General features: G+C 41.1%; 14 protein-coding genes. 7 read left to right on the top strand and 7 right to left on the bottom strand.

Annotation, left to right across the window (positions count from 1 at the left end; translation table 11 throughout):
* The first annotated feature begins 45 nt into the window (after positions 1–45).
* From SU86_RS04380 to ppdK, 6 genes are all read left to right on the top strand, one after another.
* Positions 46–1695 (top strand): type II/IV secretion system ATPase subunit, encoded by a 1650-nt coding sequence (locus SU86_RS04380; RefSeq protein WP_148550779.1) that lies wholly within the window; start codon positions 46–48, stop codon positions 1693–1695.
* A gap of 146 nt (positions 1696–1841) precedes the next feature.
* Entirely contained in the window at positions 1842–2612 is a 771-nt protein-coding gene (locus tag SU86_RS04375) for a type II secretion system F family protein (RefSeq protein WP_236687762.1), read from the top strand.
* A 31-nt stretch (positions 2613–2643) separates the two neighbouring features.
* A complete protein-coding gene (locus tag SU86_RS04370; RefSeq protein ID WP_420887334.1) occupies positions 2644–3507 on the top strand; it encodes a type II secretion system F family protein in 864 nt (287 codons plus the stop codon).
* Positions 3508–3643: 136 nt separating this feature from the next.
* Positions 3644–4567 (top strand): TrmB family transcriptional regulator, encoded by a 924-nt coding sequence (locus SU86_RS04365; RefSeq protein WP_236687761.1) that lies wholly within the window; start codon positions 3644–3646, stop codon positions 4565–4567.
* 45 nt (positions 4568–4612) lie between these two features.
* Positions 4613–5281: a triose-phosphate isomerase gene (gene tpiA, locus SU86_RS04360; protein WP_048187727.1), complete on the top strand. Its 669-nt coding sequence runs from the start codon at positions 4613–4615 to the stop codon at positions 5279–5281.
* Positions 5282–5300: 19 nt separating this feature from the next.
* Entirely contained in the window at positions 5301–8021 is a 2721-nt protein-coding gene (ppdK, locus tag SU86_RS04355) for a pyruvate, phosphate dikinase (protein ID WP_048187726.1), read from the top strand.
* 1 nt (position 8022) lies between these two features.
* Here the strand turns inward: ppdK and SU86_RS04350 are convergent, their stop codons facing one another.
* Positions 8023–8409 carry a response regulator gene (locus SU86_RS04350; protein ID WP_048187725.1) on the bottom strand — a complete coding sequence of 129 codons (387 nt, stop codon included), beginning with the start codon at positions 8407–8409 and terminating at the stop codon, positions 8023–8025.
* A 222-nt stretch (positions 8410–8631) separates the two neighbouring features.
* A complete protein-coding gene (locus SU86_RS04345) occupies positions 8632–9195 on the bottom strand; it encodes a tetratricopeptide repeat protein (RefSeq protein WP_052755493.1) in 564 nt (187 codons plus the stop codon).
* A 75-nt stretch (positions 9196–9270) separates the two neighbouring features.
* Here SU86_RS04345 and SU86_RS04340 point away from each other — a divergent pair, with 75 nt between their 5' ends.
* Positions 9271–9828: a CBS domain-containing protein gene (locus SU86_RS04340; protein WP_048189184.1), complete on the top strand. Its 558-nt coding sequence runs from the start codon at positions 9271–9273 to the stop codon at positions 9826–9828.
* A 4-nt stretch (positions 9829–9832) separates the two neighbouring features.
* Here SU86_RS04340 and mce read toward each other — a convergent pair whose 3' ends face one another.
* From mce to SU86_RS04315, 5 genes are read right to left on the bottom strand one after another with little or no spacing between them, the layout of a single operon-like run.
* Positions 9833–10234 (bottom strand): methylmalonyl-CoA epimerase, encoded by a 402-nt coding sequence (mce, locus tag SU86_RS04335; protein WP_048187724.1) that lies wholly within the window; start codon positions 10232–10234, stop codon positions 9833–9835.
* Complete coding sequence (locus SU86_RS04330) at positions 10235–11821, bottom strand: acyl-CoA mutase large subunit family protein (RefSeq protein ID WP_048187723.1); 1587 nt, start codon at positions 11819–11821, stop codon at positions 10235–10237.
* Between the two features lie 5 nt (positions 11822–11826).
* Positions 11827–12744, bottom strand: coding sequence for a methylmalonyl Co-A mutase-associated GTPase MeaB (meaB, locus tag SU86_RS04325; RefSeq protein WP_048187722.1), 918 nt, complete (start codon positions 12742–12744; stop codon positions 11827–11829).
* A 41-nt stretch (positions 12745–12785) separates the two neighbouring features.
* Complete coding sequence (locus SU86_RS04320; RefSeq protein WP_048187721.1) at positions 12786–13193, bottom strand: hypothetical protein; 408 nt, start codon at positions 13191–13193, stop codon at positions 12786–12788.
* Complete coding sequence (locus SU86_RS04315; RefSeq protein WP_048187720.1) at positions 13186–15675, bottom strand: M1 family metallopeptidase; 2490 nt, start codon at positions 15673–15675, stop codon at positions 13186–13188. Before SU86_RS04315 ends, SU86_RS04320 begins: the two co-directional genes overlap by 8 nt.
* Positions 15676–15825: the final 150 nt, after the last annotated feature.

Here is a 15825-nt window from a genome sequence, read left to right as displayed (position 1 = left end):
GCACTCACAATCTCTTATGAGCCAACCAACAATCATACAAGAATAATGAATCTGATAAAGAACCCAGGTGGATTTTCTTTTATCAGAATCAAAAAAATACCGCCTCCAGATTTTGGCAAGTTTTTTGCAAAAAAAGACAATAAAATACAGAATCAAACTACATTGGAAAACACAACATTTGGAACAGCGGATGTAAAGGATCTTATTCCCAAATTCAAGACACTAAATAAAATAGAATTTGATGATGCAGAAATTTATGCAGGCCTAATAAGAGATCCCACCTCAAAGAACGGCCTACGCTATATCATAATAGAGCCACAATTAAGTCGAAACGACGAGACAAACTTCAAGGTCATAAAAAAACTGCTGATATCTGAGCTAAGTATCACACTTAACAGTATCAAGACAAAAAAGGACGCCGCCCGTGAGCTCAAACACAAAATTCTAGAATTGATAAAAAAATACAACATGGAGATTCCAACAAGAACACTATCAAAAATAACATACTATGCAATACGTGACTTTGTCTATCTTGGTAAGATAGAGCCACTTATGCGTGATCATCTAATTGAAGAGATTAGCTGTGATGGAGTGAACGTCCCACTATACATCTGGCATCGCGAGTTCGAGTCGGTTCCAACCAACATTATCTTTGAGAATGATGACGAATTGAATAATTTTGTGCAAAAAATGTCCTATGTTGGCGGCAAACATGCATCATTAGCAAACCCCATAGTAGACGCAGCACTGCCAGATGGAAGCAGAATAAATCTCACCTTAGGAAGCGAGATTACAAAGCGTGGAAGTACGTTTACCATACGAAGGTTTCGCGCAGATCCAATCACAATAGTGGATTTGTTGCGATTCAAGACCATTTCCGTGCAGGCGGCTGCATATCTTTGGTATACTGTTGAGAACAATTCCACAATGCTAGTTGCTGGAGGTACTGCAAGTGGCAAAACAACACTGCTCAATTCTCTCTCCTCTTTTATCAGACCAGGACAGAAAATAGTCAGCATTGAGGACACTCATGAACTAAATCTATTACATGAGAACTGGATTCCAGCAGTCTCTCGTCAGAATTTTACAGACGGACAAATTGGCGAGATTACCCAGTTTGATCTTCTCAGGGCAGCACTGCGACAGCGACCAGACATTTTGATTGTGGGCGAGACAAGAGGCAGAGAAGCATATACACTATTTCAGGCAATGGCGACAGGTCACGGTGGATTCTCTTCAATTCACGCAGATTCCGTAGAAGCCACGCTAACTAGACTAGTATCATCACCAATGGACGTTCCAAAAGCACTCATTGCAAACACTCTGGATCTCATAACACTGCAGCTTAAACTGAGAATCAATGATAAATCAATTAGAAGGATAATCAAGATTGCAGAAATTGCAGGCCTAGATGAAAAAACAGGTGAGATAAAAACACATGACGTTTTCAGATGGAATCCAAATGACGACAAGCATGAATACGGGGGAAACAGCATTGTATTAGAAAAAATCAAAGAAAAAACCGGCATATCCAATGACAACATTGCATATGAGCTGGAAAAACGCAGGACTGCATTAGAGTGGCTTGTCCAGCACAACATTCGAGGACACAAAGAAGTAATGACAAACATTTTGGACTTTTATTCCAATTCAGATAGATTTTATGAGAAAAAGAGGCTGGTGATAGAAGACTGATTGGACTCTTAAAGAACAATGCCCAAGCAGAGCAGAAAAATCAGCCATCCAGCTTTCAGATATTCAGCTATAGACTACTAAACAGGCATATTGATTTTCTGTATCCAAAGCTGCCAAGGCTCAAAGAAAGCATCAGACAGGCAATGATGCCAGTTCCCTTTGAAGTCTTTGTTGCCTCAATGATTTCATCAAGTTTTATAGCTGCCATAATCGGATTTGCAATCACAATAATTATCTCAATAATGCTAAACATTGCCCCACTGATTGCAGGGCTTTTGGCAGTTGTCGGCTCACTAGGCCTAGGAATTATCACGTTTGCAGTACTGCAGATAACGCCAATGCTTAATGCAAAGACACGGCTCACCAAACTTCGAGAGGAGACTCCGCACTTTATTGGATACATGGCAACATTATGCGCCAGCGGCTTGTCACTTGAGGGTGTCTTCAAGGCAATTGCTCAAGAGCCATCCAATGAGGAAATCGTCAAGGATTCGCGTTTTGTTACAAGAAACATCGAGATTCTTGGGATGGATGTGATAACCGCAGTAAATGATCTTATCAAAAGGACCCCAAACGGTTCCTATTCAGAGCTGTTGGAAGGCGCAATCATCACATTCAAGGCAGGGGGAAATCTTCGAGAATATTTTCTTGCAACTGCCAAGGTTCACCTAGAAGAAAAAAAGATCAACGTCAAGAGATCAACAGAGTCTCTTGGAATAATGGCGGAAATGTACACCATTCTACTAATTGTGTTTCCCCTAATGGCAGTCATCATGCTATCCATAATGGCAATTATGAGTCCAGATCTAGGAGGGTTTGATCTACTCACACTGATGAATATGTTGACGTATGTCATGGTACCATTGTTTGGCATAGTCATGCTATTGTTGATGGATTCAATGGTGCCAAAGAGGTAAGAAAATGAGCGCAAGAACAGAACAAATCATAATGCCAAAGATGCCGTTTGTAAAGTCAGAAAAATTCCGAGTCATGACAATCTCTACAGTTGCAAGCATTGCAGTAATCACATCCAGCTTTTATCTCTCAGGAACAGTTCAGATGATGACTCGTGATATTGGCATAATTTTTGGAATACTTGCAGCAGTCATACCACTAACACTATTGCAGCTAAAAGAAGTACAAAGGAGGGAGGGAGTTGACAGACATTTGCCACTGTTTTTGTTATCATTGGTCAGCTCAATTCAGAGTGGCTCCAATCTAATTCAGGCAATCCAGATGGTGCCTGAGAGAAATATGGGCAACCTTGGACCGCTTCTCAAAAACCTCAAGGCAAACATTAGTTGGGGCATGCCAATAAGCGAGGCATTTGAAAACTTTACAAAAAAGGCCGGAACAAGAATGGCAAAGCGTGTCATTGTATTATTAGAGATAGCATTCAAAAACGGTGGAAATGTCTCAGAAAACCTAGAGACCATTCAGAAATATGTGACTGAGCTTAGAAACTTGGAAAAAGAACGCAAGTCCGCACTGCAGCCATATACCTATACCATCTACATTTCATTTGCAGTCTTTATTGCAATCTCGGTGATATTGTCCTCGCAGTTTTTTACCCAGATAGAATCAGTCAAGCAACTACTAGTCACCACGCATATGTCAAGTACAAATGTATTTTCGGCATTATCCGGGGTAGACATTGCTCAGATCGACGCATTATTGCTCAATATGGCCATAATTGAGGCAATATTTGGCGGACTGGCAGCAGGTAAAATTGGCAGCGGCTCGTACGTTTCAGGCATAAAACACGTAGTAGTCATGATAGTACTTGCAGTAATTGCATTTAATGTGGTGTAGTTTTTGTAAAATATATGCATACGATCTGATGTTGTGCAAAAAAACATCACCTCGCTGATAAATCATACGCAATTATTTTTATAGATAAGTGAAAATGGCTCTTAAATGCACAGCAACAGCCTTGGGGGAGAAAAATTTGTCCGTTCGAAAAAAACAGAGAACGTCGTTAATACGCAATAACCAAACAGATCCCATGGAGGATCTGTCATTGAGTGGAACGGACCCAGAGCTAACCAAGACCCACAATCCGTATGTCGAGGGATTAGCATCGGAGCTATCCGCAATCCTAGATTTGGATGAGCTGGAAACAAAAATTTATCTGAATTTGCTCAGAACAGGTCCAATTACGGCAAGCGCTCTGGCAAAAGAGATCAACGTGGACAGAGCAAAAACCTATCGAACAATCGACAAGCTCTCAAGCAACGGCATAGTATCAATATCGTTTTCATCACCAAAGTTGTGCATTGCATCAGAGCCCGATGAAATCTTATCCATCACACTAAAGAAAAAAGAAGAAGAGATATCCAAAATACGTAAGGACGGCAAAAAAATTGTCGACAAGATAAAGGAAATCAGTACAACGGACAGCAAGTCAACCACCCCAACATTTAGAATCATTCAGGGAATCGAAAACATCACTTCTCAGATAGAGCGGATTTTAGAGAATAACACAGATGTATTTTACCTGATTACCACACTAGAGGATGTCTCAAAATTATACCACACCACCATACCAGAAAAGGTAAAACAGACAGAGCGAAACGGTGGAACCGTACGACTGGTAGTTGACGAAATTCCGGACAAAATGAAGCTATTCATCAAACGATTTGGCGCAAGCGAGGTTCGAATAGGAAAGCTACCATCAAAGGGAAGAATTGCAGTTTCAAAGTCATGCCCACTAAGCGGCAAGCTCCTAATGTCAGATTCTGCAGTAAAGGGAAATCTGCATGAGAATACCGATGCGGAATGCGCGCTGTTTACAAACTCAGATGAGATGACAAACAACATCTTTACCCTGTGCACGTTTATCTGGAAAGGATCTGCACCAGTGGAACTATAATCCTATAAACAATAAATAGCACTCAGAGTCATCAACACAAAGATCTTGTTTGTAATAAATTTCAAAAATTATGATGAAATATCAGGTGTAAAAACCCAAAAGCTTGCCACCACCGCTCAGAGAATAGCAAAAAAATACAAGATAAAAATAGCAATTTGCCCGCCACACCATCTTTTAGGGGTGAAATACTCAGGCCCAATCCTATCTCAGCACACAGACAATGCCAAGGTTGGTAGTACCACAGGCTTTGTCATACCAGAATTGCTAAAAAAATCCAAGGTTACCGGTTCATTGATCAATCATAGTGAGCACAGAATCCCACCAAAGGACATCATAGAATTGGTGGAAAGATTACGTAGTCTAAAGATGATATCAGTTGTCTGTGTTCAAGACGTATCGGAGGCCTCAAAGTATGCAAAGTTAAACCCAGATTATATCGCAATCGAGCCGCCAGAACTAATTGGATCGGGAAAGGCAGTGTCCACCGAGAGACCAGAACTAATCACAGAGGCGGCAAAGGCAGTAAAAAATGCAAAGAATAGCACCAAGCTTTTGTGTGGTGCCGGAATCGTATCTGGTGTAGATGTCAGAAAGGCAATTGAGCTTGGTTCATCTGGAATATTGGTAGCAAGTGGCATAGTCAAAGCAAAGAATTGGGGCATGATCGTAGAGGAATTTGCCAAGGCAATGCTTAAAACCCCAACAAATCGATAGAAAAATCCGTGATAAAATAATGAAAATGGTTTATTTCTTTGATGAGGGAGACGGCAAGAACAAAAAACTCCTAGGCGGCAAGGGCGCAGGCCTCTGCGAGATGACTCAGCTAAAGCTGCCAGTCCCTCAAGGATTCACCATCACCACAGATGTTTGCAAATTATACTATCAAAACAACAAGACCGTTCCACGAGACTTGTGGACTCAGGTAAAAAAGAACATCACCAAGCTAGAAAAGATTGCAAAAAAGAAATGGAACTCGTCTGAAAATCCATTGTTAGTGTCAGTGCGTTCCGGTGCTGCACTATCAATGCCTGGAATGATGGACACCATACTAAACCTAGGATTAAACGACATTACAGTTGAGGCGCTATCAAAAAAGACAAACAATCCAAGATTTGCATGGGATTCCTATCGCAGATTTGTCCAGTTGTTTGGCAAAGTAGTCTTTGGCGTGGATGACAAGAAATTTGATCATATTCTGGAAAGTGCCAAAAAAGCACAAGGCGTAACTGCGGATAGCGACCTAAATGAGCAATCATTGCGAAGTGTAGTATCGCAGTACAAGCAGGTCTGCCAAACCCACACTGGTAAACCATTTCCAACACATCCAGACGAGCAATTACAATTAGCAGTCATGGCAGTCTTTAACAGTTGGATGGGCGAGCGAGCAATCGTATACAGGGAGAAAAACCACATCACAAAAGACATCGCAGATGGAACCGCAGTGAATGTGGTTGCAATGGTGTTTGGCAATATGGGTAATGATTCCGCAACAGGTGTAGTATTTACCAGAAACCCCGGCGATGGCAGCAACCACATCTTTGGCGACTATCTAGTGAACGCACAGGGTGAAGACGTAGTGGCAGGGGTTCGAACTCCAAAGCCAGTAGACGAGATGAAATTAGAGATGCCAAAAAGCTATGAATTATTATCAAACACTTGCAAAAAGCTAGAAAAACATTACAGAGAGCCACAGGACATAGAGTTCACAGTAGAGCAAGGCAAATTCTATTTGCTGCAGACAAGGTCTGCAAAAATGAACGCAGCTGGCATGATCAAGAGCTCAGTAGATATGGTAAAAGAAAAACTCATCAATAAAGACCGTGCATTACTCAGACTAAACGCAGACCAATTAGAACAATTACTGCACAAAACCATCGACTATGAAAAAGCAAAACAATTCACCAAGGTAGTCAAAGGAATTGCCGCATCACCAGGTGCAGCAAGCGGTGTTGCAGTGTTTGATGTGAAAAGAGCAGTTGCAATGGGTGAGAATGGTGCCAAAGTCATCCTAGTAAGAGAAGAAACAAAGCCGGAAGATGTTCCTGCATTTTTTGCATCCGTTGGAATACTGACCAGCCGGGGCGGCAAAACATCACATGCTGCAGTAGTAGCAAGAGGAATGGGCAAGCCATGTATTGTTGGGTGTGCTGATCTGAAGATCTCCCCAGAAACAAAACAAGCAATTGTTGGAAATATCACAATTCATGAAGGCGATGCAATAACAATCGATGGTAGCCAGGGTGACGTATACACTGGCGAGGTGCCAACAATAGAGCCAAAGATAACTGATGATTTCAGGACAATTCTTGATTGGGCTCAAAAAACAAAAACAATTGGGATCAGAGCAAATGCAGATACGCCAGACGGTGCAGAACTAGCAAGAAAGTATGGCGCCCAAGGAATAGGCTTGTGCAGAACAGAGAGAATGTTCAATGCATCAGATAGACTAGGATTGTTTGTTAAACTAATCATGGCAAAATCATTAGAGGAGCGCAAAGAACATCTCACAAAGCTACAAGAATTACAAAAAAGCGATTTCATTCAAATTCTAAAAGCAATGGAGGGCTACAAGGTCACAATACGACTGCTCGACCCACCATTGCATGAATTTTTGCCAAACCCAGAAGAACTCATTAACAAAATCCACAAGATGGAGCGAAGTGGTGGCTCACCTGACATGGAAGAGGCCAAAACCTACTTGGCACGGGCAAAAGAGCTAGCCGAGATAAACCCAATGATGGGCCATCGGGGAGTTAGAGTCGGTATAACATATCCTGAAATTTATGAAATGCAGATACGCGCAGTCTTTGAAGCAGCGGCTGATCTAGCAAAACAAAAAGTGAACGCATTTCCACAAATAATGATTCCACAGGTAGGAAGCATTGCAGAGTTAAACCACATCAAATCCATTTACGATAGGGTAAAATCCGAAGTCGAGTCAAAACACGGACTGAAACTAAAGATAAGCTTTGGAACAATGCTTGAAGTGGTTCGAGGTTGTCTTACATCACATGAGCTGGCAAATACTGCCGAGTTTTTCAGCTTTGGCACAAACGATCTCACTCAGGCAGTGTTTAGCTTCTCAAGGGAGGATGCAGAAGGCAAATTCCTCCCAGAATATATTGACAAAGAGATTTTGGAGAGAAACCCATTCCAGACACTGGACGTCAATGGTGTTGGAAGCCTAGTCAAACTAGCCATTGCCAACGGCAAAACAGTAAAGCCTGGAATCGAGGTAGGAGTATGCGGTGAACATGGTGGAGATCCAAACTCTATCAAGTTCTTCCATAATGCCGGAGTATCGTATGTTAGTGCCTCGCCTCACAGAATTCCAATATCTATTGTGGCGGCTGCCCAATCAAAACTCTTGCAAAAATCTGCCCCAAAAAAGATAACCAAGAAAAAGGTAAAGAAGCCAAAAAAAGCGGCTAAAAAATCAAAAAAGCGACGATAAACTATACCAACGATTCAATCTTTCTGGACAGCTGATTTAGCGTGAACGGTTTTTCCAACAGTACGATTTTCTCAAACAGATCATCCGTATCATCCTCTACTGCCCATCTCTGATATCCAGTAACAAAGAGAATCTTTTGGTTTGGGTTTTTTGCTAAAATTTCCTTTGCTGCCTGAGCGCCTGTCTTTTTTGGCATGTTATGATCCAACAACACTAGATCAAATGGAGAGTCATCCAGTGAGTCAAATTCGGATTTTAGTTGTTCCTTGTATTTTTTGACGCATTCACTACCATCTTCAGTGGTGATGACTTTGTGTCCCATTTTTTCCAATAATATTTTGTATTGTTGTGCGGTAAACTTGTTGTCTTCCGCTACCAGTATGTTCATTTGTGGAATGATGATTTTGGTAGGGTTTGAAAACTAGTGTGTATTTTTTGAACAACATTTTAGAATTGTTCACGTATGATTCCTACGCAATCCTTTATTTGTTAAATCGCACAAACATGCTAAGGTTCATTCGGTAATACCGAGATTAGGACCAGCCAAGACCAACCAAATCAGGTGAGGATATCATCTGTCGACCCTGTTCTACCGGATATCCTCACTTTTTCATTTATTACGTGATTTTAGCGAGGTGGCTCGCTCAAAGCATCGATCCGATTCTGCCATATTTCCAAGAATTTTTAATGCAAAGCCCTTGTTGTACCAAGCATCAAAATAGCTGGGGTTTAGTTTTATTGCCTCATCAAAGCATACAATAGACTCATCCAAGTTTTTGGTCTTGCCCAGTGCAAAACCCTTACCATTCCAAGCAAGTGAGTTTTTTGGATTGATTTTGATTGCCTCATCAAAGCATTTGATTGCATCTTCGAATTTTTTTGATTTGCCAACTGCAGATCCTTTGTTGTACCAAGCATCAGCGTTTCCAGGGCTCAGTTTGATTGCCATATCATAACATTGGATGGCCTGTTTTGATTTGCCAGACTCGTCCAGTGCAAAACCTTTGTTGTTCCAGGCTTGTGAGTTGTTTACGTTTAGCTTGATTGCCTCATCAAAGCATTTGATTGCATCATCCAAATTTCCAGAAGAAGCTAGTTGGTTGCCCTTGTAAAACCAGTCTTCGGTAGTCTTGCATTCAGGGTATTTCTTTTTGAAATTATCAAATAATCCCAATGATGTGTGGTTTTCTTGTTTAGAATAAGAGTTTTAGCAGTAAAATTCATACCGTAATGGGATTTAGTGAGAGTCATGCTTCCCAGAATAGACAGTATCAAGCAGGCCCGACTCAAGATTGGCGTGACCCAAAAAGAGCTCGCAAAGATGACAGGAGTCAGCACATCGATGATAAACCAGATAGAATCTGGTCGAAGTCAGCCAAGCTACGAGACTGCCAAACGAGTCTTTGATAGTTTGGCAACCCTAGAAGGACGAGCTGATCCAAACAAGGCAGGCGATATTTGCAGTAAAGAAATTGTCAAGCTAAAGCCAACGGACTCGCTTCATGATGCCATACACAAAATGCGCAAAATGTCCATCAGCCAAATTCCAATTTTCAGATCATCAGAACCAGTGGGTGTGATAACAGAGGATGGCGTGGTAAGACATCTTACTGATAGTGACGAGTCATCGTGGAAGCAGATTCAGCTTGCAGACGTCATGGAGGCAAGGCCACCAATTGTGGACCATCAGACTCCCGCTCGAGCACTTGTACCGCTAATCAGATATTCCAAGTGCATTCTGGTGGACAAGGCAGGTAAAATAATTGGAATCATCACGGCATCAGATACACTAAAGATGCTAGAGTGATTTTCTAGTCGTGTTTTGGATGCGAGCAGATCTCAGTTAGAACACCAGACAGAGACTTTGGGTGAATGAACGTTATTTTTGTTCCCTCAGAGCCAGGTCTAATTTTGCCCAAGAATTGGATTCCACATCCTTCCATTCGTTGGTATTCTGATTCAATATCATCAGTGGCTAGCGCCATGTGATGTAATCCCTCGCCTTTCTTTTCCAAGAATTTTTTGATTGGACTATCATCACGCGTTGGCTGCATCAGCTCAATTCTTCCATTCTCTAGTTTTATTATTGCTAGCTTGACGCCTTCAGCTTCTACTGTTTCGTATACGATCTTCTCAACACCAAGAGCTCCCTGGTATTGTTTTGCTGCTTGCTCTACATCATTTACTGCAATTGCTATATGATCTATTTTCATCTAGAACACTTCTTTTGGTCGGTATTCGCCAAACACTTGCCTGAATGTGTTGCTTACCTCTCCAGTTGTAGCATATACTTTTACCGCATTTAGGATAAATGGCATCAGATTATCATCTTTTTCTGCAGCTACCTGCATTTTAGACAAGGCGTATTGTACTTTTTTGTTGTCTCGCTCAGAGCGTAGTTTTTTGAGTACCGCTCTCTGTTTTTTCTCTACGGTGTCATCTATTCGGAGTAGTTCTTGCTTTGCTTCTTTTTCATCAGAAAACTTGTTTACACCGACCAGTACGCGCTCACCTGCATCAACTTCCTTTTTTAGTCGGTATGCGTTTTGTCTGATTTCGGACTGGAAGAATCCTTTCTCGATTGCCTTTAGCGCGCCACCCATCTTTTCAATTTGTTTTAGGTATTTGCGAACACCGTCCTCGATTTCATCACATAGATACTCTAGATAGTGCGAGCCGGCCATTGGATCAACTGTCTTTGTTATGCCGGATTCGTGCGCGACGATTTGCTGTGTTCTGAGCGCAATCTTGGCGGATTCGGCAGTTGGTAATGCCAATGCCTCATCACGAGAATTAGTGTGCAATGACTGTGTTCCTCCAATTACTGCTGCCATTGTCTGTATTGCGACTCGAACAATGTTGTTGTCTGGTTGTTGTGCAGTGAGGGATTCTCCGCTTGTCTGTGTGTGGAATTTTAGTTGTAGTGATTTAGGATCCTTTGCGTGGAATTTTTCTTTGAGAATTTCTGCGTAGATTTTTCTTGCAACTCTGAACTTGGCAATTTCTTCAAAGAACTCTATTGTACAACAAAAGAAAAACGACAATCTTGGTGCAAAGTCATCTATTTTGAGTCCCCTATCAAGGCAGGTCTGAATGTACGCAATTGCATTTGCTATGGTAAATGCCACCTCTTGTGTTGCAGTAGAGCCGGCTTCCCTCATGTGATAACCTGAAATTGAAACTGGATACCATTGTGGGACATGTTTTGCACAATATCCGATCATATCACCAATCAATCTCATTGACGGTTGTGGTGGATAGATGTACGTGTTTCTTGCAATGTATTCTTTGAGAATGTCATTTTGTGTAGTTCCACGTAATTCTGTGCTTGCAAATCCCTGAGATTCGCCAACCGCGATATAGTATGCAAGTAATGTTGATGCAGTGGAATTGATTGTCATTGAAGAGCTTACTTTGCCTAGCGGTATACCATCAAATGCAGTCATCATGTCTTTTAGTGACGATATTGATACGCCGACCTTTCCTACCTCTCCTTCTGCCTGTGTGGCGTCTGCATCATGTCCTATTTGCGTTGGAAGATCAAACGCCATGGATAGACCGGTTTGCCCCTTTTCGAGCATGAACTTGAATCGTTCATTGGTCTGTTTTGCGTCGCCAAATCCAGAATACTGACGCATTGTCCAAAATCGCTCTCGATACATTTCTGCGTGGATTCCACGTGTGAATGGATATTTGCCGGGCTCTTCTTTTGTGGCCTTTTTCTTTGCGTGATATACTCGGTCAACTGTGAAATTAGAATCGGTTAAAATTTTCTTTGGTTTTTCTTGTTTTTGCGCCATACTATTCACTTGAATATACTAGTAGATATTTTATCTGCTGCTTCAAATGGGTCTAGTTCTTTTGATTGTAATTTTTTGAGATATTTGGCATAGTTTTTGTCAGACTCAAGCAACGTGTCGATTCTTATCCTAACATTATTTAAAACAATATCTTTGAGCTCGGAGTCTAGTCGCTTTATGTCGCGGTCTTTTTTGGTTTTTTGTTTTTGCGCCATCATCTCTTTTAGCTTTTTTGCAAATTCGTCAATTCCCTTATTTTTTGTAACAGATGTTTGTAGTATGATTGGGTTTCGTTCAGTCATTCCAATGAACTCTTTGACTGACTCGAATAGCTGAGTCGCACCATCCAGATCACTCTTGTTAACCAAGTACACATCACCGATTTCAGTCAGTCCTGCCTTTACGGTCTGGATGCTATCACCAGTGTGAGGATTAAACACGACAACTGTAATATCGGCAATGTTTGCAATTTCAACTTCAGTCTGGCCAGCCCCCACGCTTTCTATTATGATTGGATTAAACCCGGCATATTCTAACACCCTAACGCTATTTCGAATAGAGTGAGAGATTGCCCCTGTTGCACCACGCGATGCTATGCTTCGAATATACGTTCCAGAGTCAGTGGACTCAGTCATACGGACTCTATCACCCAGAATAGCACCACCAGTAACATGGCTAGTAGGATCCACTGCCAGAACAGCTGCTCTCAAACCCAGTTTTTTGAGTGAGACGGATGTTTTGTTGATTAACGAGCTTTTCCCAGCACCAGCAGGTCCAGTAATCCCAATTACGACAGATTTGCCAGATGTTTTGAATATTTTTTTGATCAGTTTTCTTGCTTCAGATTCATCATTCTCAACAATAGAGATTGCCTTTGCGATTGCACCACGCTTTCCCTTCTTTAGATCTGCCAATAAATTCAAACAGAGTGATTTTTTTTATCTGCAATAAATTCTTGTTGTAATTACAGTTGAGTAAAGATTACCTTGCTTGATTGGCCTTCACTATGTATGTCGGTTTTGAGGCCTACTTTACCAAATTCAGGGTGACTCACTACCAGTGTGATTGGTACTACCTTCCACCCATATTGCGGCTCGCCATCAAATGGCACCATCAGAGTAAAGGAATTACCATTGAACGTTCTCTGAAACGATGTCTCCATTCCCAGAATTTCCAATACCACGCCAGTGGTTTGTGAGGTATTATCAGAGAATTTTATTTCGACTTGTTTTTGCGATTGATGAAACGTTGCATCCAGATAAAACACATTTTCATATTTTTGCTGTGTCATTATGCTTTGGGAGATTGAAATTCCAATCCCAAGTACAAGGATGGTTGTAATGGATGCTAAAATGACTTTTTTCTTAGGCAAATTCTGCACGCAGTCGCTTGATGAATTGGTGATGGATTCGAATTCGCTCCAATGTTTGGGATAATGTCATCTCAGTTCCAGGTGTTGGGTTTTTTTGGAAAAACTGCTTTATCTCGCCCTGCATTGAATTATCCGCCACTGCCGAAATGCTAGACACCATGCGATTAAGAAGTGGACTACCCACACCAACTTTGATGCGCAAGCCTTTCCAGTTCTTTTTTAGCCATGGCCAGAGGATTTTTTTGCCGTACTGATTCCCAGAGACGCGAATTATTGGAATGTGCATGTTTTGCGAGCGCACATTTTTTGATTGTGAAAAGTCTAGTGTTTTTAGCAATAGTTTTGGGTCTTTGAAGCTAGACAGGGCTCCAAGAAATCTTGTCTTTTGTTCCTGAGATTCGGCCTTGTTGTACAGATGTAATAGTTTTTGATACGTATTGTGATCTCCACTCCATGCAACCAATGAAAACACCGCATCTTGGATATCAGGATTTAGTGATGATGGGTTTTGCAAATATTGCCTGAATCGACTGTTTGCTTCACACAGAATCTCCTCATCATCTAGTTTTCCCAAAGCCCCTATCACATAGCTGCGCAACAACGCATTTGTGTGTGGTTCATCTTTTTGTGCATCCCAGCCAAGTTTATCAAACATTTTTCTAAAGTATTGATGGGTGATTTGTTTTATTTCTGGATTATACTGCTCTTCGATTGTTCTGTGGTATAATGCGTAAAGATTCCCAGATACATTTGATTGGGTAAGATAGTCATCTTCGTTTTCATATGATGTTGCAATCTCTAGATAGTCACGAGCCTTGCCATCGCCAGATACACATAGTGCAAACAAGTCGTTTTGTATTGCCCACCTATCAATGTGTGAAATTGATTTTTGTAAAATCAATTCCTTTAGATCATATAGAATATCCTGAGAATATTTTACTCGATAGAATCCATTTCTGCCAGGATTTACCAGTATTTCATTGGATGGTATGATGAGTGATTCCTGTTTTTTCTTGAGGATCTTGTTTATGGCTTTGCCATCATGAGTTATAGTCAGCGGAATCTCCCATAGTCCTTTTTGTGATCCTTTTTGTTCCAAGACAAATCGCTTCTGAGACAACACCAGTTTGGAGTCTTGTTTTTTAGCCTCAACTAGTGGAAACCCAGTCTGTTTTAGCCAAGAATTCACCATGGAGCGAACTGGCATCTTGGAGGATTTTCCAATTTCATCCCAGAGATCATTGCCTTCGGCATTTTTGTAAGAGAATTTTTTCAAATATACGCGCAAGCCTGCTCTGAAATTCTTTTCAGTGACAAAACTCTCTAACATCTTTAGAACACAACCACCTTTATCATACGATATGGCATCAAAGATCTCTCTGATTTCCGATGGAGAGTTTACTTTGACATCAATTGGGTGTGAGGAATGTAATGCATCAAGGCCCATTGCGGTGTTCATTGTATCTTCTAGGAATTGGTCCCAGAGTTTCCATTCTGGGTAAAACTTGTCAACAAACTTTGTTGCCATGAATGTCGCAAACGACTCGTTTAGCCAAAGATCATTCCACCACTTCATCGTAACCAAGTTGCCAAACCACTGATGCGCTAGCTCGTGTGATACAACCTCGGCGATGAATTGTTTTGTCTGAGTGGATGATGTTTTCTCATCAAATAACAGAATGGTCTCTCTGAATGTTATTGCTCCCCAGTTCTCCATTGCGCCTGAAGCAAAGTCAGGCACTGCAATTAGGTCCAGTTTTGGTAGCGGGTATTTTATTCCAAAATAGTCTTCGTATGATTTGACCAATTTTTTGCATAAATCCAGTGCAAATTTTCCTTTCTTACTGTTTCCTTTGGTGGTGACAATTCGCATTGTTATTTTGCCAGATTTTGTTGTTAGATATTCAAATTCGCCAACACCAAGATATACCAAATACGTAGACATTATCGGAGTTTTGGCAAATTTGTAGAGTGTTTTTTTGCCAATTTTCTTTTTGAGGATTTGGTTGGTGTTTGATATTGCAGTGTGATGCGGTTCAGTTATGATTGAAATATCATATGCTGCTTTTGCTGCAGGCTCATCCCAGCAAGGAAATGCGCGCCTTGCGTCTGCTGCCTCAAATTGTGTGGTTGCAATGTATTTTGTCTTGCCAGATTTGTCCTTGTATTGACTGCGATAAAATCCAACTAGCCGGTCATTTAGCACGCCAGTGTATTCGATGTGAATTTTGGCAGATTTTGCAATTTTTGTTGGGAGTTTGATTGTAAGGGTTTCTTTTTTTTCATCCAGTTTTGTCTGTGCTGAGATGGATTTGCCAGACGACACTATAAGACATTTTTTTATTTTTAGTTCTGCTGCATGAAGTGTTATGGTATTAGTGGGCTTGGCGATCCTTACATCGATTGCCTCTTTTCCTTCAAACGTGAAATTTGAGAAAATTGGCTCAAAGCTAAGATCATAATGTATTGGTGTAACCAGCACAATTTTGCGTTATTTGTTAGCCTTTATGTAGATTTAGAGTATCAAACGATCAGTGATACCAACTAACGCCACACTATCCAGTAAAGCGGTTTGTTGAGTATGATTTATCATCATTCCAAATGACATCATAAACAAGACATCTAGATCATA

Origin of the sequence: Candidatus Nitrosotenuis cloacae, assembly GCF_000955905.1 — an archaeon.
Classification (GTDB): domain Archaea; phylum Thermoproteota; class Nitrososphaeria; order Nitrososphaerales; family Nitrosopumilaceae; genus Nitrosotenuis; species Nitrosotenuis cloacae.
This window is presented reverse-complemented; position numbering and strand designations above follow the sequence as displayed.